Consider the following 17,073-nt stretch of genomic DNA (forward strand, 5'->3'; position numbering starts at 1 on the left):
CTGGCGGAACGACGAGGGGGCGCCGGCTGGCGCTCCCTTTTTTATACCCTGAGCGCGATCGCCACAGGGCATCGGAGGCAACCCGGGACCGACGATGGACGCCCTACGCAGCGATACACCGAACAACCAGTACACTCGCGGCGAGACCGACGCTGCGGCCAGCCGCCTGTGCGTCGAGCACCTGGCCTGCCGCCGCGGCGAGGAGTTCCTCTTCGAGGAGGTCTCCTTCGCCCTCGGCCCCGGCGAGCTACTTTTCGTACGCGGGCGCAACGGCAGCGGCAAGACGACGTTGCTGCGCACCCTCTGCGGCCTGACCGAACCGGTCCGTGGCCGCATCCACTGGCTCGATCAGGAGATCCGCCGGCTCGATGACCGGGCCCGCCGGCAAATGCTTTACGTTGGCCACCGCGACGCCGTCAAGGACGAGCTGACCCCACTGGAGAACCTGCAGGTCCACCAGGGGCTGCGCGGTGAGTCGAGCTCTCTGGACGAACGCCTCGACGCCCTCGAGCAGGCCGGCCTCGCCGGACGCGAGGACATCCCGGTCCGTTACCTTTCCCAGGGCCAGCGCCGACGCACAGCCTTGGCCCGCCTGCTGCTCTCGCCGGCGCGACTGTGGATCCTCGACGAGCCGCTGACCGCCCTGGACCGGCGCGCCGTTGCGTGGCTCTTCGAGCGCATCGCCGGCCACCTGCAGCACGGGGGGTTGGTCATCACTACCAGCCATCAATCCATCGACGGCCTGCCCGAGCCGCGCATCCTGGATCTGGACTAGAACGACACCATGGTGAGGTCTCTCTGGACACTCCTGCGGCGCGACGTTTCGCTCATCGTCCTGCGCCGTCAGGACGTACTGACCGTCGTTGCCTTCTTCGTGATCGTCATCACCCTCTTTCCCCTGTCCATCGGCCCCGAGCCGGACAAGCTGCGCACGCTAGCGCCCGGCGGGGTATGGGTGGCGGCAGCGCTGGCCAGCCTCATCTCGCTGGACCGGCTGTTCGCCGATGACTGGCGCGACGGCACCCTGGAGCAACTGGCCCTGTCGCCACAGCCCCTGGCCCTGGTGGCGCTGGCCAAGGTCGTGGCTCACTGGCTGGCCCTGGGGCTGCCGCTGGTGATTCTCTCCCCGGCCCTGGGTTACTCGCTGGGTCTGGAGGGGGCGGAACTGCTGGTACTCGCGCTATCATTGCTGCTCGGGACCCCGGTGTTGAGCCTGCTTGGCGCGGTGGGGGCCGCCATGACCCTGGGCGTGCGGGCCGGCGGGGCGCTGATGGCACTGCTTATCCTGCCCCTATATGTGCCGGTCCTAGTGCTGGGCGCGGGGGCGGTTTCAGAGGCGATGTTCGACGCCTCTTATCAGGCGCACCTGTCGCTGCTCGGTGCCATGCTGGCCCTGGCGCTGCCGTTGGTGCCCCTGGCGATCGCCGGGGCGCTGCGCATTGCCCTGGACTGAGACGAGAGCATCCGCGTAACGGGAACTTGACACCCGTTTCCGGGATCGAAGGCGTAGTGACGTAGACGCGTTACGGAGAACGACGGGATAACTGCATGACCGCTCGACCCATTCCCTGGCTCAAGTACACGGCACCAGCCAACTTCCACGTGCTGGCCCAGCGCCTGGTGCCCTGGCTCTGGGCGGCCGCTGCCCTGTTCGCCGTGGCAGGCCTTTACGTGGGGTTTTTTGTCGCACCCCCGGATTACCAGCAGGGCAACAGCTACCGGATCATGTTTATCCACGTCCCGGCGGCGTGGATGGGGATGTTCCTCTATCTACTGATGGCCTTATACGGGGCGATCTACCTGATCTGGCGGATCAAGATGGCCGACATCATGGCCCGGGCCATCGCCCCGACCGGAGCGCTGATGACCTTCCTGGGCCTGTGGACCGGCGCCCTGTGGGGCGCGCCCACCTGGGGCACCTACTGGGTCTGGGACGCGCGGCTGACCTCGACGCTGATCCTGCTCTTCCTCTTTCTCGGCTACATCGCGCTGCACGCCGCCTCGGACGACCGCGAGAAAGGCGGTCGGGCCGCCTCCTTGCTGGCTATTGTCGGCGCGGTCAACGTACCGATAATCTACTTTTCCGTAGAGTGGTGGTACAACCTGCACCAAGGCGCCTCGGTCATCCGGACGGACGGGCCGAGCATGGCCGATTCGATGCTCGCTGCGCTGCTGCTGATGACCGCGGCTTTCTGGATCTACTCGGCGGCCATCGTGCTGCGACGCGCCCAGGCCGAGGCCATGAGCCGGGAGTCGCGCAAGGAGTGGGCCCGGGCGGCAGCCGCCGGCACCCTCACCCGCGACCAGCGCGAGCGGGCTGCTGACGAGACCGCGCGTGAACAGCGCATCGCGGAGTCCGGAGGAGAAGCCTGATGTGGGACGGAATCGGTGATTTTCTGGCCATGGGCGGACACGCGCCCTACGTCTGGGGGTCGTTCGGCATGGTGGCCGCGGTACTGCTCGTCGAGTGGCTGCTGGTCAGCCGCCGCCGCCGTCACCTGCAGACCATGCTTCAGCGGCAGTCGCGGCGCACGACCGCCGCACAATCGCAGGGGGAGTGAACGATGAAGAAGCGACACCAGAGGCTGTTCCTGGTACTCGGTGTGGTCGCCGGGGTGAGCGTTGCCACGGCGCTGGTGCTCAATGCCTTCCGTGACAACATGACCTTCTTCATCACGCCGTCCGAGGTGATGGCCAAGTCCGATATGCCGGAACGGCACTTTCGCATCGGCGGACTGGTCGAGGACGGCTCCGTGGAGCGTGACAGCGCCTCCACCCGGGTCCGCTTCCACGTGACCGACACCGAGGCGAGCGTACCCGTCGACTTCGAGGGCATCCTCCCCGACCTCTTCCGCGAGGGTCAGGGCGTCGTGGTCGAGGGCCGGATCACCTCCGACGGGGTGTTCAAGGCCGATAATGTCATGGCACGTCACGACGAGGACTACATGCCGGCCGAGGCGCAGGAGGCCCTGGACCGGGTCGAACACTCCTTCGATGAAGCCGGGGACTATTAACGATGCTTGGTGAGCTCGGCAACTTTGCCCTGATCCTGGCCTTCTGCCTGGCCGTCATCCAGTCGATCCTCCCGCTGGTCGGCACGGCCACCGGGGATGCCCGGCTGATGAACTCGGGCCGCTCGCTGGCCGTCGGGCAATTCGTCTTCCTGCTGGTCGCCTACCTGATCCTGACGGCGGCCTTCGTCACCAACGACTTCTCGATCCGCTACGTGGCCGAGAATTCGGCCGCAGCGCTGCCGCTGGTCTACAAGATCACCGGTGTCTGGGGTGGCCACGAGGGCTCGATGCTCTTCTGGGTCCTGACCCTCAGCGCCTGGACGGTGGCCGTGGCGGTATTCAGCCGCGCCCTGCCGCGGGAGATGCTGGCCCGGGTGCTGGCGGTGCTCGGCATGGTGGCCGTCGCGTTCATCGCCTTCACTGCCCTGACCTCCAACCCGTTCGAGCGCATCTTCCCGGCACCGACCGAGGGCACGGACCTGAATCCGCTGCTCCAGGATCCGGGGATGATCATCCACCCACCGCTGCTGTTCATCGGCTATACGGGCCTGGCGGTCGCCTTTGCCTTCGCCGTCGCCGCGCTCATTGGCGGTCGCCTCGATGCCGCCTGGGCGCGCTGGTCGCGGCCGTGGACCACGGCCGCCTGGGGCTTCCTGACCCTGGGTATCGGGCTCGGCTCCTGGTGGGCGTACTACGAGCTCGGCTGGGGCGGCTGGTGGTTCTGGGACCCGGTGGAGAACGCCTCTCTGCTGCCCTGGCTCACGGCCACCGCACTGATCCACTCACTGGCGGTGACCGAGAAACGCGGCGGCTTCAAGGTCTGGACCGTGATGCTGGCCATCGTCAGCTTCGCGCTGACCGTCCTCGGCGGCTTCATCGTCCGCTCGGGCGTGATCACCTCGGTCCACGCCTTCGCCACCGACCCCGACCGCGGCGTCTTCCTGCTCGCTATCCTGGCGGTCACCCTGCTGGGGGCCCTGGCCCTCTACGCTTGGCGTGCCCCCAAGGTGGGACTGGGCGGCGTATTCGGCTGGTACTCGCGGGAATCGCTGCTACTAGCGAACAACGTGCTGTTGGTGGTCGCCTGCGCGGCCATCGCCATCGGCACCCTCTACCCGCTGGCCCTGGACGCCTTTGACCTGGGCAAGATCTCGGTGGGCCCGCCCTACTTCGATGCGGTGTTCATGCCGCTGATGCTACCGCTGCTGTTCTTGATCGGCATCGGGCCGGTGGTCTCCTGGAAACAGTCGGACCCCATGGAGACGGTCCGCCAGCTGCGCTGGGTGCTGCTGGTCAGTGCCCTAATCGGCGGCGTCTGGCCGCTGACCATGGGCGCCTGGAACCCGCTCACCGCCCTCGGCCTCGGCCTGGCGGCGTGGATCCTGCTGACCGCTGCGGTGGACCTGTTCCGGCGCTTCAGCCGGCGGCGTCAACAGGGGGCTGGCAAGGCGCTGCAGGCGGCCTTGCGCCCGAGCTTCTTCGGCATGCACCTGGCCCACGGCGGCCTGGCCCTGGTGGTCATGGCCATCGCCATGGTCAACACCTATGAGGTCGAGCGGGACGTACGCCTGGCCCCGGGCGAGACCGCCACCGCCGGGGCGTACCAGTTCCGCATGCTCGACAGTGAGGTCGTCCGCGGGCCGAACTTCGACGGCCAGCAGGCCACCGTCGAGGTCCTCAATCAGGACGGCGAGGTCATCGACGTCCTCCACCCGCAGCGGCGCTTCTACGACTCGCAACCGCAGATGCCCATGCACCAGGCCTCGCTGAACCGCGGCATGACCCGCGATGTCTACGTATCGCTGGGTGATGATCTGGGCGAGGGGGCGTGGACCATGCGGCTCTACTACAAGCCGTACATGTTCTGGATGTGGACCGGATGCCTGCTGATGGCCTTCGGCGGCTTCCTCGCGGCCGCGGATCGCCGCTACCGCATGGCCAGCGACCGGCGCACGGTCTCCGAGGCCCACGTCGACAGCAACGACAACCGCGTGGTGGGACCGGCCTCGGCGCAGGAGCCGTCATCATGAACAAGCGACTGCTGCTGCCGCTGCTGCTGACCCTGCCGGTCCTCGGCCTGCTCTACGTGGGCCTGAGCCTGGACTCGCGCAGCCTGCCCTCGCCGCTGGTCGGCCAACCGGCACCAGCCTTCGAGCTGGAGTCGCTGCGCGACTCCGGGGTCACCCTGACCCGGGAGGACTTCGTGGGCGAGATCGCCCTGGTCAACGTCTGGGCGTCCTGGTGCGAGAGCTGCCGCCATGAGCACCCCTACTGGCGCCAGCTGGCTGAGCGGGGCATCGCCATCCACGCCTTCAACTACCGTGACAGCCGGGAGAGTGCCCAGCGCTACCTGGATCTCTTCGGCGACCCGTTCCGCGAGATCGCCTACGATCCGCGGGCGGAGGCGGGCATGGAGTGGGGCGTGTACGCCACCCCCGAGACCTATCTGCTGGACGCCCAAGGCGTCATCCGGCACAAGCACATCGGGCCGGTGAACGCCGAGGTACTGCGCAACGACATCCTGCCCTTGATCGAGGAACTGGAGGCGGAGCGGTCATGAGCGTAACTCTGGTTGCAGCGTCGCAGGCGCGCCGCGGCGACACCACCGGGCAGCGTCTTCGAGGGCTGCTCGTGGCGCTTTTCCTGCTCGCCGGGGCGGCGGTGGCCGCGCCGGCCGGCGCGGTCTCCATTGGCGAGCCGCTGGATTTCGAGACCGAAGAGCAGGAAGAGCAGTACTACACCCTGGTCCGGCAGCTGCGCTGCACCGTCTGCCAGACCGAGACCATCTACGAGTCGCCGGCAGAGCTGGCCGGGGACATGCGCCGCCGCGTCTACGAGATGACCGTCGATGGCTACGACAAGGACGAAATCGTCGATTTCATGACGGCGCGCTACGGCGACTACGTCCGCTACAACCCGCCGCTGCAGATGAACACAGCCCTGCTCTGGGTCAGCCCCTTTTTGCTGCTGGTCATCGGCGGCGTGGCGTGGCTGCAGGTCATCCGCCACCGTCAGCAGAAGGCGGCGCAGACTGATCTGACCGAATCCGAGCGGCGGGCGCTGGAACGTTTCCGGCGCGGCGACTAACCCAAGGGGGAATCGATGAGTGGAGCCTTCGTAGGGGCCGTTGTGGTCCTCTGCACCCTCGCCTTGATCTTCGTGCTCTTCCCGCTGCTGCGGGATGCCGCGCGGACGCGGACGCAGTCGCGTCGGCAGGTCAACGCAGCGATCCACCGGGACCGTATCCGTGAGCTGGACCAGGATCTGGAGAACGGCACCCTGAGCCGGGCGCAGTACGACGCGGCGGTCGCCGACCTGGACCGGGACCTGGTCCAGAGCGGGGCCATCGACAGCGAGGAGGAGCAAGCCGGCTATCTGCCGCGGGCCCGCCGCGGGGTGGTCATCGCGGCGGCCACCGTCAGTGCCGTGGCCGTGCCGGTGCTGGCGCTGTCCATGTACCACTCCCTTGGCGACGAGCGCGCCTTCACCCAGGCTGGCACTCCGACCACGCCGGATCGCCAGCAGCAGTCTGGCGCACCGGGGCAGCCGCAACAGCACGACCCGGACGAGATCGAGGCCATGGCACAACAGCTGCGTGATCGGCTGGAGCAGAGCCCCGACGACCCCACCGGATGGGTCCTCTACGGCCGCACCATGATCTACCTGGAGAACCTCGACGAGGCCGAGAACGCCTTCCGGCGGGCGCTGGATCTGGGTGCGGACGACGACCCCAACCTTCTCGCCGAGTACGCCGATATCCTGGCGGCGACCACCGGCAACCTGCAGGGTGAACCCATGGAGTATCTCCAGCGCGCCCTGGAGATCGATCCGGAGAACGTCCGCGCGCTGTGGCTGGCTGGTACCGCGGCCTACAACAACGCGGACTACGAGGGGGCCCGATCCTACTGGGAAGAGCTTCTGGACGTCGTACCGCCGAACTCCCAAGAGGCGCAGGCGATCCAGTCGAACCTGCGGCAGCTGCCGGACGGCGAGGGCTGATCCGGCCGTCGGGCTGCGGGCGACGCCGCCCGCAGCCCGACGCGGGAATGAATCAGTTGTCCGCCACCTCCTGAGCCATATCGCGGATCTCCGACGCATCCCGCGGCGGAGCCAGGGCATCCTGGAATGCGCCCTCGCCGTCGAAGAACATCAACACCCCGGCGGTGCTTACCCCGTACTGCTCGGCGAACGCCTGCCCCTCAGGGGTCCCCAGGTCGGCCACGATGAACGACACGCCGGCCCGCTCCTCTTCGCTGAGCCCATCGAGCTGATCCATGATCCCCATGCTGGTCGGGTTGGCGGTCTCGTGCGTGAGCACGCCGATCGGCTCCCCCTGCCCGATCCGGGTCAGGTCGGTGCTGAAACCGCCCCCCGGCAAGCTCTGCCAGATCAGGCCCGCGGCACCGAAGATGATCCCCAGCGCCAGCAGCCAGCTGGCCCAGCGCGGCAGATTCCTCGGCCGCTGCTTCTTCCCGCCCGGCGGCCCCTGCCTGGTCTCGGCCATGTTGCTCCTCCCCTGCTCTGCAATGGATGGTCGGACTGAACCAGCATCCAAGGCTGCCGCCGGGCGAAGGAACATGCAAGGTTCTGTATTGGACGGCTCCGCTCATCGAGCACTACGATGATCATGATCAATCCGATCGACCACGGAGTGGGACGATGGGCGAGTGGGCAACTCGGTTCACGACAGTGATACTCGGTCTCATCCTGATCGGCGGTATCGTCGGCCTGACCCTGGCCGTTGCCGGCAACGGCGATGGGAGCGCCCCCACCGGGGCCGCAGCGGCGCATCACGACGGCGACGCCGACACCTCCGCCGAGGAGATCGACGCGTGGGATCTGGGCATCGGCAACAGCGCCTTCCGGCACCTGCCGCAGTATCGCTCGTACCAGAAGAACTGGGACGACACAGTGATGACCGAGTACGGCGGCTCGGTCCCCCACCACAAGCACGACGGCGAGAGCCCGCTGCCCGAGGGCTACCGGCACGCCCAGCCGTACCTGAAGAACCTGTGGCTCGGCTACCCCTTCTCGTGGCACTACGAGCGCGCCCGCGGCCACACCTATGCGGTCATCGACGTGACCACCACCGACCGGATCAACCGCTACAGCGAACAGGCGGACCTGCCGGCCACCTGCTGGAACTGCAAGGGCAACACCATGCCGCAGCTGCTCGAGGCCAAGGGCGACGACTTCTGGTCCTCGAACTTCCACGACTACCGCAAGATCCACGATCCGGCGGATCACGCCATTGGCTGCACCAATTGCCACGACCCGAACGAGGACATGCGGCTACGGATCACCAGCGTCCCGCTGAAGGCGTACCTGGAGCGCCAGGGTAAGGACTGGCGCAACAAGTCCACTCAGCAGATGCGCTCGCTGGTCTGTGCCCAATGCCACGTGGAGTACTACTTCGAGGACGGCGATCACGGCGTGGCCGCCAAGCCGCACCTGCCCTGGGACGAGGGCCTCGACCCGGGGGACATGTTCGAGTTCAAGGAGGACGGTGACCCGGAGCGCGACGGGTTCAAGGGGCAGTTCGTCGACTGGGTGCACCCGGTCTCGGAGACACCGATGATCAAGGTCCAGCACCCGGAGTTCGAGATGTACCAGGGCAGCGTGCACGCCGAGGCGGACGTCGCCTGTGCCGACTGCCACATGCCGCGGGTGAGCAAGGGCCGGGCCGATATCACCTCCCACCACCTGACCTCGCCGCTGAGTAGCGAGGAGATGATCAAGAAATCGTGCCAGGGCTGCCACGAGGACAAGTCGCCGAGTTGGCTGCGCGAGCGCACCGAGTCTCACCAGGAGCGGGTCTGGCGGCAGCTGAACGTCGCCCAGGAGAAGTCGGTGCGCGCCCACGAGGCCGTCCGCCTGGCCCGGGAGCTGGACGAGGAACAGCTCGACGCCGACTTGCTGGATGAGGCCCGGCAGATGATCCGCCGCGGGCAGTGGTACTGGGACTACGTCTCGGCGGAGAACAGCGCCGGCGCCCACAACCCGAGCAAGGCGCTCGATACCCTGGCCTCCTCGCAGCAGTACAGCAACCGCGCCGTGGAGCTGGCCCTGCGCGCCAGCGACTACGCGATCGCCTCGGATCTGTTCGCCGCTCCCATCGAGGAGCTGGTGCCACCGATCATGGAGCACAGCCGGGCGCTGCAGATGGATGAGGAGCACTTGGCCTCCCACCCGTGGCTGGAGTACCTGGACCCGCTGCCGGAGGCTGACAAGGTCTGGGACGGCCAGAAGCGGCTGCGCTGAGCCACGCGGAGGACCCACGGATGAGACGCTTCGGCCCCCTCGGCATCATCGCGCTGCTGATCGTGCTACTGGCCCTCCTGCTCGGCGGCGGCTACGGCGCCCATGAGCTGACCATCAACAACCACTTCTGCGCCGCGTGCCACGCCTACGAGAAGACCTCGTGGGATCAGAGCGAGCACCGGCAGGTGGACTGCATTGCCTGCCACACCAAGGGCTTCGCCTACGACAAGATCCAGGGCACACGCAAGGTCTGGCTGACCGTCACCGGGCAGGTGAATCCCCACAACGACCCCCTGCCCCGCTACCCCGAGGAGACCAGCGAGAACTGTGTGGACTGCCACATCACCGACGCCATCGCCGAGGAACAGCCCTTTTTCATCGCCCGGCACAACCGCTACATGGAGCATGCCCCCACGTGCATGGCCTGCCACGATTCCGGCCACGACCGGCAGCTGCAGCGGATGAAGCGCCCCTAGGCGGCTCTGCGGCCGACCCAGCCGCAGAGCCGCCGCCCTCCGGGGCCGGCGCTCAGCCGTCGGGGCGACCGAAGACCCAGAGCACGAAGGCGTAGCGCAACGCCACCTCGCGCAGGTAGTCGAAGCGTCCGCCCGGGCCGGCGTGGCCGGCGCTCATGTTGGTGTAGAGCAGCAACGGATTGTCGTCGGTCTTCAGCGCGCGCAGCCGGGCCACCCACTTGGCCGGCTCCCAGTAGGTCACGCGCGGGTCCGAGACCCCGGCGGTGGCGAGGATCGGTGGATAGGCGCGGGCCTGGACGTTCTCGTAGGGCGAGTAGCCGAGGATCGTACGGAAGGCCTGCTCGTCTTCCAGCGGATTGCCCCACTCCGGCCACTCCGGCGGGGTCAGCGGCAGGCTCGGATCGCTCATGGTGTTGAGCACGTCGACGAAGGGGACATCGGCCACGGCCGCCCCGAAGAGCTCCGGGCGCTGATTGAGCACGGCGCCGACGAGCATGCCGCCGGCCGACCCACCGTGGACGACCACCCGCCCGGCGCCGGTGTAACCGGCCTCGATCAGGTGCTCGGCACAGGCGACGTAGTCGCTGAAGGTGTTCGGCTTGTGCTCGAGCTTGCCCGCCTCGTACCAGCGATAGCCACGCTCCTTGCCACCGCGGACGTGGGCGATGGCGTAGACGAAGCCGCGATCGACCAGCGAGAGACGGTGCGGCGAGAAGGCGGCCGGCTGGCTGATGCCGTAGGCGCCGTAGCCGTTGAGCCACAGCGGCGTCTCCGCCCCCGGCTGCACGTCCGCCCGGTGGAGCAGCGAGATCGGCACCCGCTCCCCATCGGCGGCCGTGGCGTAGAGCCGCCGCGCCACGTAAGCCGCCGGGTCGTGCCCGCTGGGGATCTCCTGCTCCTTGCGCAGGCTCCGCACCCGGGTCTCCATGTCGTAGTCGTAGACCCGTCCCGGCGTGGTCAGCGAGGAGTAGCTAAAGCGCAGCCGGGTGGTCTCGTATTCGAGCCCGCCGGCGAGGCCCAGCGCATACGCCGCCTCCTCGAAGGCGACGCTGTGCTCGGCGCCATCGGCCAGACGCCGGACGACGATCCGCGGCAGCGCATCCTCGCTCTCCAGGCGCACCAGGTGATCGCGGAAGAGCAGCATGTCGTGGATCAGCACACCGGGGCGATGCGGGACCAGCTCCTCGAAACGCCCCGGCTCCGGGGCCTCGAGCGGCACGCGGACGATGCGAAAGTCCTGCGCCGCCCGGTTGGTCAGGATCAGCCAGTGCTCGCCGCTGTCACTGACCGTGTACTCCACGCCGCGCTCGCGGGGCATCAGGCAGCGGAACCCGGCCTCCGGATCGTCGGCGGGCGCGGCGTGGACCTCCGAGGTAGTGTGATCGTGGGTCTCGATGAGCAAAAACCGCCGGCTCTCGGTGCGCTCCAGGCCGATAAAGAAGCCGGGATCGGTCTCCTCGTAGACCACCTCGTCCGCGCTGGCCGGATCACCCAGCCGATGCCGGTAGACCCAGAGCGGCCGGTGCTCATCGTCCAGGACGGTGTAGAAGAGCGTGCACCCGTCCCCGGCCCAGACAAAGTCGCCGCGGGCCTGCTCCAGGCACTCGGGCAGCTCGACCCCGCGCTCGAGATCGCGGATGCGGATGGTGTACGCCTCGGCACCGCTGGTATCCACGGCGTAGGCCAGGTAGCGGTGATCGTCGCTGTGGGCCCAGTCACCGAGCTGGAAGTAGGCGTGCCCCTCGGCCAGGCGGTCACCGTCGAGCAGGACCTCCTCGGCCCCTCCGCCGCGCGGGCGGCGACACGCCACCGGGTGCTGCCCGTCGGCGCGGTAGCGCACGTAGTACTCGTAAGGACCGTCGGGATCCGGGACCGAGGCGTCCTCCTCCTTGATCCGCCCGCGCAGCTCGGCAAAGAGCCGCTCGCGCAGCGGCGCCACCGGCTCCATCACTGCCTCGGTGTAGGCGTTCTCTGCCTCCAGGTGGGCGCGGATGGCCGGCTGCAGTTGCCCGGGGTCGAGCATCGCCTCCCGCCAGTTCGGGTCGCGCAGCCAGGCGTAGGGATCGTTCAGTTGCACCCCGAAGCGCTCGATGACCTCGGGGGCCTCGGCGGCCCGCGGCGGCTGCGGCGTCGATGCGCTCATATTCCGTCGCTCCCCTCCGGCGGTGTCAGCAGGAAGTGGCCGCGGGCGGCGGCGATCGGCCGCTGCGGCTCCGACTGCCAGGCGCTGGCGTGCACATTGGCCACACGCCGCCCCTGACGGCGGATCTCCACCGTGGCGTAGGTGGTCTCCTGCGCCCCGCGGCGCAGATAATCCACGTGGAAGTTGATGATCCGAGGCAGGTAGCAGCTCTGCCCCTCCCAGAGGATCTGCATGATCGCCCCGTGCTCGAGGAAGGCGCCGAGCAGCCCGCCGTGTAGCGAGCCGCTGCCGGGCCGGCCGATGAGATCGTCGCGGTACGGCAGGCGGATGCACAGCCCCTCGCCCTCCGGACACGGCTCGAAGCGCATGCCGATCAGCCGGGCGTAGGGGACAAGGTCGGTCAGGCGCTGGCAGTCGCCGGCCGCACGCGCGGAGCGGACCTGTTCCAGGAGTTCAGCCACGGCCCACCCCCTCGCGCAGGCGCATGAAGGCGCTCATGCTGGTGGCGAACGGCTCCGCCGGGTCGTCCTCGTAGGCCACGGCCCGGGCGAAGGCGACTTCACCGGCCAGGCGGTAGCACTCGCAGCGGGCGTAGACGTCCCGCCCGGCGGCCGCCGGGCGCAAGTGATCGACCCGCAGGTCGAGGGTGACGATCCGCTCCGCCGGGCCGGTGGCCATCAGCACCGCCGCCCCGCAGCTCTGGTCGATGAGCGTGGTGATCACGCCGCCGTGGATGTGGCCGGTCTCCGGATTGCCGATCAGCTCCGGGCGGTACGGCACCCGGGCGATGAGATGATCGTCCCCGAGCTCCACCAGTTCCAGGCCGATCAGCGCCCCGTGGGGTGAGCCCCGGAAGAGGCGCCGGGCGTGCTCGAGGCCGATCCCGGCACCGTTGTCCGTCTCTGCGGTCATGTTTCGTCCCTGCCCTGCGGCGGCCGTCCGCAACTGAGACCGCCGTCATGTCTGGATGGTGCCGCCCAGTCTACGAGCCCGCCGGCGAAGATCAACCAGCCGCCGCGGCGCCACAACTACCCCCCGCGCCGTCGATGCTGCAGGTGCACACAACGCGCTCGGCCAACCTATTGATCCCGCAGCAAAGACCGGCCTACCGTTGTGCCGTGGCTCGCCACCGAGTGCACCCGCGGTGCCCCGGGGACACCGCTGATAACGACACAACAACACCCAGCGCCAGGAGGAAAACCATGCACCCGACCCGTCGCGCCGTCTACCTCGCGCCCTGCCTGCTCGCCCTCGGCGGGGCCGCCACCAGCGCCCACGGGGCCGCCTTTCAGCTCCAGGAGCAGAGCGCCTCGCTGCTCGGCAGCGCCTTCGCCGGACGCAGCGCGGACGCCCACGACATCAGCCACACCTTCTTCAACCCGGCCACCCTCGGCGTACACGCCGGTCGCGGTGCCGAGGCGGAACTGGTCCTCAGCTACATCGACCCGACCTTCGATTTCGAGGCGGATGACCCGCAGGCCGCCGGAGCGCTTGGCTTCGATGCGAGCGCCAGTGGTGGCGAGAGCGCCCTGGCCCCGGTCTTCTACGCCGGCTTCGACCTGGCCCCGGACCTGCGCGCCGGGCTCGGCATCAACGTCCCCTACGGCCTGGAGACCGACTACCCGGAGGACTGGGTGGGCCGCTACGACGCCGTCAACACCGACCTGGTCACCATCGACATCAACCCCCAGCTCGGCTGGCGGGTGGACGAGCGGCTCTCCGTGGGCTTTGGGGTGTCGGCCCAGTACGCCGATGCGACGCTGTCGCAGATGGTGTCAAATAATCCAAGCGACCCGAACGATGACAACAAACTCAGCGTGGAGGGCGACGACTGGTCGTACGGCTTCAACCTGGGCGCCCACTACGCCGTCACCGAGGCCACCCAACTCGGCATCGCCTACCGCCACGGCATGAGCCACACCCTATCCGGCGACGCCGAACTCAGCGAGGACCTTGGATTGGGCACCGAGACCGGCGGCGAGGCGGATCTGGACATCCCGGCCAGCCTCAACCTGGGTGTCAGCCACCGACTCGACCGCCGGTGGACCCTGCTCGCCGACGCCACCTGGACCCAGTGGAGTGATTTCGACGAGCTGGCCATCCAATTCGATGAAGCCATCCTCGTGGACGCCGCAGGCGATCCAATCCTCGAACAGTCCGATGACTACGACTGGGACGACACCTGGCTGCTCTCCCTGGGCACCCGCTTCGACCTCAACGAGCGCTGGGACCTGCGCGCCGGGGTGGCCTACGACCAGACGCCCACCGGCGACAGCAACCGCACGCCGCGCATCCCCGACGAGGACCGCACCTGGCTGGCGGTGGGCGGCAGCTGGTACCCGGCGGCGGCCGAGCAGCTGAGCGTCGACTTCGGCTACACCTACATCTGGCTGGACGATGCCGAGATCACCGTCGCCGACCGTGAGGAACTCGAAGCTGCCGGGGTCGATCCGGTGGACGGCGAGTACGAATCCAACGTGCAGATCTTCGCCGCCTCCGCCAACTGGCGCTTCTAGGCGCTGGCTACGCACCCGCTGCCGCGGGATGCCACACTGTCGAATACGACCTTGGAACGGGGGGACAGGACCATGGCAGAGACCCGGGCGGCGACCTTCGGCGGCGGGTGTTTCTGGTGCATCGAGGGGGTCTTCCAGCGCCTGCGCGGGGTCGAGGCGGCCGTCTCCGGCTACGCCGGCGGCGCGACCGAGCACCCGACCTATCGCCAGGTGTGCAGCGGCACCACCGGCCACGCCGAGGTGGTGCAGGTGCGCTTCGACCCCGAACAGATCGGCTACCGCGAGCTCCTCGAGGTCTTCTTCACCATACACGACCCCACCCAGCGCAACCGGCAGGGGCCGGATGTCGGCAGCCAGTACCGCTCCATCATCCTCTACGCCGACGAAGAGCAGCGGCGCACCGCCGTGGAGCTCATCCGCGAACTGGATGAGTCCGGCGCCCTGACCGGCCCGGTGGTCACCGAGGTCGAGCCACTCTACGCCTTCTACCCTGCCGAGCCGGAGCACCAGCGCTACTACGACGGCGCCCCGCAGGCCCCCTACTGCCGGGCCATGATCGCGCCGAAGATCGCCCGCGCCCGGGAACGCTACCCGGAGCGCTTCGAGCGGGACTAGCCGCAGTCATCGTGCGGGGGCATACTGCCGGCAGCCGGAATCCATGCAAGGAGCCAGGGTATGACCCCGACCATCACCGTCTCCGAACTCGCCGTCCTGCTGGTGGAGCCCTCCGACGTGCAGCGGCGGATCCTCGCCGAAAGCCTGCGCGAGGCCGGCATCCACCACCTGGAGGAGGCCGGCACGCTGGCCGACGCCCGCGAGCGGTTCCGGGCCATGCGGCCCGATCTGGTGGTCAGCGCCATGTACCTGCCCGACGGGACCGCCGAGGACTTCCTGCTCGAACTCCGCGACGAGCCGGCCACCGCCGACCAGCCCTTCATGCTGGTCTCCAGCGTGCGCGACCGCGGGCAGCTGGAGACCCTGCGCCAGTCCGGGGTCATGGCCATCCTGCCCAAGCCGTTCACCGCCGATGATCTGGACCGGGCGGTGCGCGCCAGCGTGGACCTGCTCAGCGAGCAGGAGCTCGAACTCGACCACGTGGACATCACCACCCTGCGCTTTTTGCTGGTGGACGACAGCCGCATGGCGCGCAGCTACCTGCGCCGGGTCTTCGAGACCCTCGGGGCGGAGCACTTCGTCGAGGCCGCCAACGGGCGCGAGGCGGTGGAGGCACTGCACCGCTCGAGCTTCGATCTGATCGTTACCGACTACAACATGCCGGAGATGGACGGCGCCGAGCTGGTCCGCTACGTCCGCGAACAGCCGCAGTTCCTGCACCTGCCCATCCTGATGATCAGCTCCCGTCCCGACCACGCCAGCCTGGCCGGGGTGACCCAGGCCGGGGTGGACACCATCTGCGACAAGCCGTTCGAGCCGGAGACGGCGCGCCAGACCCTGCTGCGCCTGTTCAGCTGAGCGCACCCACCCTCCTGGGGGCCGCCCCGCTCCAACGCCCGCCGAGGCCTCCCCAGGGGCGTATCCCTCAGGTCCGGACCCGACGCCCGCCCCGGGCAACCGACCAGGCCCAGTGGCCGGCGCGGCGCACCGCCCGGCGCGCCGGGACAATGATCAACGTCAGCATGACACCGGCGGCGGCACGCTCGACCCACTCCGGCCAGATCTCCCGGGCGGCACCGGCCATGGCCGCCGGCTCGAGCCCGCCCAGGGCCACCACGCCATCGACGACCAGTCCGACCATCAGGGCCGCTACGACGATGCTGCCCAGATAGACCCCTGCGGCCGGGGTGCCCAGCTCCCGGCGCAGGACCAGCAGCGTGGCCAGGCTGGTCACCGGCCCGGCAATCAAAAAGACCAGCACCGCCCCCGGCGACACCCCGGCGATCAGCATCGCCGCGGCCACCGGCGTGGCCGCCGTGGCACAGACGTACAGCGGGATCCCCACCAGGGCCAGCACAACCATGGCCAGCAGCCCGCTGCCCCAGGCCGCCAGAGAACCGGGCGGGACGAAGGTGATCATCAGCCCGGCGAGGATCAGGCCGATGATCAGCCAGGTGCCAATGTCATCGATGAGCCGGAGCATCACCCGGCCCATGTGGCGCACCGGCCCGGGGTCCGGAGCGTACTCGGCATGGTCCGTCGACCCCGTGCACCCCGACGCGCAGCCGGCCTCTCCGACCGTCGCCGGCACGGCCGGCGGCACCCGGCCCACGGCCAGCCCGGTGGCGATGGCCGTGGCCACGGCACCCACCACCCGTGAGACCGCCATGAACGGACCCATCAGCACCCAGGTCAACACCACCGAGTCGATGCCGATCCCCGGCGTGCCCACCAGAAAGGCCGTGGAGGCCCCGCGCGAGCCCCCCCCGCGGTGGAGGGAGAGCGCGGTGGGGATGGCGCCGCAGGAGCACAGCGGCAGCGGCGCTCCGATCACCGCGGCACGGGCCACCGGCGCAACCCCCGAACCGCCCAGCCACTGACGGAGCCGGTGGGTCGGGATCAACACCTGGACCACCGCCCCCAGCGCCAGGCCGATGAGCAGCCAGGGCGCCACCGTTGCGGTGACGTCGAGGATGTTGGTGCCGGCTTCGATGGCTGTGGCGATCATCGGACGCTCCGCCGGTTGCTTGCAGGCCGCGGGATGTCCG

19 protein-coding genes are annotated in these 17,073 nt (G+C 68.9%); 14 read left to right on the top strand and 5 right to left on the bottom strand.

All coding sequences use genetic code 11. The features are described from left to right. Positions 1 to 94: 94 nt before the first annotated feature. From ccmA to ccmI, 9 genes are all read left to right on the top strand, one after another. A complete protein-coding gene (gene ccmA / locus CCR79_RS07450; protein WP_201170414.1) occupies positions 95 to 775 on the top strand; it encodes a cytochrome c biogenesis heme-transporting ATPase CcmA in 681 nt (226 codons plus the stop codon). 9 nt (positions 776 to 784) lie between these two features. Beyond that, on the top strand, positions 785 to 1,453 hold the full coding sequence (gene ccmB / locus CCR79_RS07455; RefSeq protein WP_201170415.1) for a heme exporter protein CcmB: 669 nt from the start codon (positions 785 to 787) through the stop codon (positions 1,451 to 1,453). 95 nt (positions 1,454 to 1,548) lie between these two features. After that, positions 1,549 to 2,373 carry a heme ABC transporter permease gene (locus CCR79_RS07460; protein WP_201170417.1) on the top strand — a complete coding sequence of 275 codons (825 nt, stop codon included), beginning with the start codon at positions 1,549 to 1,551 and terminating at the stop codon, positions 2,371 to 2,373. After that, complete coding sequence (gene ccmD, locus CCR79_RS07465; RefSeq protein WP_201170419.1) at positions 2,373 to 2,561, top strand: heme exporter protein CcmD; 189 nt, start codon at positions 2,373 to 2,375, stop codon at positions 2,559 to 2,561. The genes CCR79_RS07460 and ccmD overlap by 1 nt, the downstream gene beginning before the upstream one ends. Before the next feature lie 3 nt (positions 2,562 to 2,564). Beyond that, entirely contained in the window at positions 2,565 to 3,014 is a 450-nt protein-coding gene (ccmE, locus tag CCR79_RS07470) for a cytochrome c maturation protein CcmE (protein ID WP_201170422.1), read from the top strand. A gap of 2 nt (positions 3,015 to 3,016) precedes the next feature. Then, positions 3,017 to 5,044 carry a heme lyase CcmF/NrfE family subunit gene (locus CCR79_RS07475; RefSeq protein WP_201170424.1) on the top strand — a complete coding sequence of 676 codons (2,028 nt, stop codon included), beginning with the start codon at positions 3,017 to 3,019 and terminating at the stop codon, positions 5,042 to 5,044. Beyond that, entirely contained in the window at positions 5,041 to 5,574 is a 534-nt protein-coding gene (locus CCR79_RS07480; RefSeq protein WP_201170425.1) for a DsbE family thiol:disulfide interchange protein, read from the top strand. The genes CCR79_RS07475 and CCR79_RS07480 overlap by 4 nt, the downstream gene beginning before the upstream one ends. Next, positions 5,571 to 6,101, top strand: coding sequence for a cytochrome c-type biogenesis protein (locus CCR79_RS07485; RefSeq protein WP_201170428.1), 531 nt, complete (start codon positions 5,571 to 5,573; stop codon positions 6,099 to 6,101). The genes CCR79_RS07480 and CCR79_RS07485 overlap by 4 nt, the downstream gene beginning before the upstream one ends. A gap of 15 nt (positions 6,102 to 6,116) precedes the next feature. Continuing rightward, positions 6,117 to 7,013, top strand: coding sequence for a c-type cytochrome biogenesis protein CcmI (gene ccmI, locus CCR79_RS07490; protein WP_201170429.1), 897 nt, complete (start codon positions 6,117 to 6,119; stop codon positions 7,011 to 7,013). 52 nt (positions 7,014 to 7,065) lie between these two features. Here the strand turns inward: ccmI and CCR79_RS07495 are convergent, their stop codons facing one another. Continuing rightward, entirely contained in the window at positions 7,066 to 7,518 is a 453-nt protein-coding gene (locus CCR79_RS07495; protein ID WP_201170431.1) for a hypothetical protein, read from the bottom strand. Positions 7,519 to 7,703: 185 nt separating this feature from the next. Between CCR79_RS07495 and CCR79_RS07500 the strand changes: the two genes are divergently transcribed. Then, positions 7,704 to 9,275: an ammonia-forming cytochrome c nitrite reductase subunit c552 gene (locus tag CCR79_RS07500; protein ID WP_345941486.1), complete on the top strand. Its 1,572-nt coding sequence runs from the start codon at positions 7,704 to 7,706 to the stop codon at positions 9,273 to 9,275. 20 nt (positions 9,276 to 9,295) lie between these two features. Further along, positions 9,296 to 9,751, top strand: coding sequence for a NapC/NirT family cytochrome c (locus CCR79_RS07505; RefSeq protein WP_201170437.1), 456 nt, complete (start codon positions 9,296 to 9,298; stop codon positions 9,749 to 9,751). Positions 9,752 to 9,803: 52 nt separating this feature from the next. On the opposite strand, the gene CCR79_RS07510 is transcribed toward CCR79_RS07505, so the two are convergent. Genes CCR79_RS07510 through CCR79_RS07520 form a run of 3 tightly spaced genes read right to left on the bottom strand, consistent with a single transcriptional unit; the run spans position 9,804 to position 12,806 of the window. After that, a complete protein-coding gene (locus CCR79_RS07510; RefSeq protein ID WP_201170440.1) occupies positions 9,804 to 11,894 on the bottom strand; it encodes a S9 family peptidase in 2,091 nt (696 codons plus the stop codon). Beyond that, entirely contained in the window at positions 11,891 to 12,355 is a 465-nt protein-coding gene (locus tag CCR79_RS07515; protein WP_238634644.1) for an acyl-CoA thioesterase domain-containing protein, read from the bottom strand. Before CCR79_RS07515 ends, CCR79_RS07510 begins: the two co-directional genes overlap by 4 nt. Next, on the bottom strand, positions 12,348 to 12,806 hold the full coding sequence (locus tag CCR79_RS07520; protein WP_201170442.1) for a PaaI family thioesterase: 459 nt from the start codon (positions 12,804 to 12,806) through the stop codon (positions 12,348 to 12,350). The genes CCR79_RS07515 and CCR79_RS07520 overlap by 8 nt, the downstream gene beginning before the upstream one ends. 290 nt (positions 12,807 to 13,096) lie before the next feature. On the opposite strand from CCR79_RS07520, the gene CCR79_RS07525 reads away from it, so the two are divergent. From CCR79_RS07525 to CCR79_RS07535, 3 genes are all read left to right on the top strand, one after another. Then, on the top strand, positions 13,097 to 14,410 hold the full coding sequence (locus CCR79_RS07525) for an OmpP1/FadL family transporter (protein ID WP_201170443.1): 1,314 nt from the start codon (positions 13,097 to 13,099) through the stop codon (positions 14,408 to 14,410). A gap of 72 nt (positions 14,411 to 14,482) precedes the next feature. Beyond that, positions 14,483 to 15,025, top strand: a complete 543-nt coding sequence (gene msrA / locus CCR79_RS07530; RefSeq protein WP_201170445.1) for a peptide-methionine (S)-S-oxide reductase MsrA — start codon at positions 14,483 to 14,485, stop codon at positions 15,023 to 15,025. A 60-nt stretch (positions 15,026 to 15,085) separates the two neighbouring features. Then, on the top strand, positions 15,086 to 15,883 hold the full coding sequence (locus CCR79_RS07535; RefSeq protein WP_201170447.1) for a response regulator transcription factor: 798 nt from the start codon (positions 15,086 to 15,088) through the stop codon (positions 15,881 to 15,883). A 67-nt stretch (positions 15,884 to 15,950) separates the two neighbouring features. Here CCR79_RS07535 and CCR79_RS07540 read toward each other — a convergent pair whose 3' ends face one another. Continuing rightward, positions 15,951 to 17,033: an SO_0444 family Cu/Zn efflux transporter gene (locus CCR79_RS07540; protein ID WP_201170449.1), complete on the bottom strand. Its 1,083-nt coding sequence runs from the start codon at positions 17,031 to 17,033 to the stop codon at positions 15,951 to 15,953. Between the last annotated feature and the right edge of the window lie 40 nt (positions 17,034 to 17,073).

It is taken from the genome of Halorhodospira halophila, from assembly GCF_016653405.1.
GTDB classification, from domain to species: Bacteria; Pseudomonadota; Gammaproteobacteria; order Nitrococcales; family Halorhodospiraceae; genus Halorhodospira; species Halorhodospira halophila_A.

Excerpts from the sequence above, each read along its gene's own strand:
- ccmA (WP_201170414.1), top strand. The coding sequence starts at position 95 with ATGGACGCCCTACGCAGCGATACACCGAACAACCAGTACACTCGCGGC.
- ccmB (WP_201170415.1), top strand. The coding sequence starts at position 785 with ATGGTGAGGTCTCTCTGGACACTCCTGCGGCGCGACGTTTCGCTCATC.
- CCR79_RS07460 (WP_201170417.1), top strand. The coding sequence starts at position 1,549 with ATGACCGCTCGACCCATTCCCTGGCTCAAGTACACGGCACCAGCCAAC.
- ccmD (WP_201170419.1), top strand. The coding sequence starts at position 2,373 with ATGTGGGACGGAATCGGTGATTTTCTGGCCATGGGCGGACACGCGCCC.
- ccmE (WP_201170422.1), top strand. The coding sequence starts at position 2,565 with ATGAAGAAGCGACACCAGAGGCTGTTCCTGGTACTCGGTGTGGTCGCC.
- CCR79_RS07475 (WP_201170424.1), top strand. The coding sequence starts at position 3,017 with ATGCTTGGTGAGCTCGGCAACTTTGCCCTGATCCTGGCCTTCTGCCTG.
- CCR79_RS07480 (WP_201170425.1), top strand. The coding sequence starts at position 5,041 with ATGAACAAGCGACTGCTGCTGCCGCTGCTGCTGACCCTGCCGGTCCTC.
- CCR79_RS07485 (WP_201170428.1), top strand. The coding sequence starts at position 5,571 with ATGAGCGTAACTCTGGTTGCAGCGTCGCAGGCGCGCCGCGGCGACACC.
- ccmI (WP_201170429.1), top strand. The coding sequence starts at position 6,117 with ATGAGTGGAGCCTTCGTAGGGGCCGTTGTGGTCCTCTGCACCCTCGCC.
- CCR79_RS07495 (WP_201170431.1), bottom strand. The coding sequence starts at position 7,518 with ATGGCCGAGACCAGGCAGGGGCCGCCGGGCGGGAAGAAGCAGCGGCCG.
- CCR79_RS07505 (WP_201170437.1), top strand. The coding sequence starts at position 9,296 with ATGAGACGCTTCGGCCCCCTCGGCATCATCGCGCTGCTGATCGTGCTA.
- CCR79_RS07510 (WP_201170440.1), bottom strand. The coding sequence starts at position 11,894 with ATGAGCGCATCGACGCCGCAGCCGCCGCGGGCCGCCGAGGCCCCCGAG.
- CCR79_RS07520 (WP_201170442.1), bottom strand. The coding sequence starts at position 12,806 with ATGACCGCAGAGACGGACAACGGTGCCGGGATCGGCCTCGAGCACGCC.
- CCR79_RS07525 (WP_201170443.1), top strand. The coding sequence starts at position 13,097 with ATGCACCCGACCCGTCGCGCCGTCTACCTCGCGCCCTGCCTGCTCGCC.
- msrA (WP_201170445.1), top strand. The coding sequence starts at position 14,483 with ATGGCAGAGACCCGGGCGGCGACCTTCGGCGGCGGGTGTTTCTGGTGC.
- CCR79_RS07535 (WP_201170447.1), top strand. The coding sequence starts at position 15,086 with ATGACCCCGACCATCACCGTCTCCGAACTCGCCGTCCTGCTGGTGGAG.
- CCR79_RS07540 (WP_201170449.1), bottom strand. The coding sequence starts at position 17,033 with ATGATCGCCACAGCCATCGAAGCCGGCACCAACATCCTCGACGTCACC.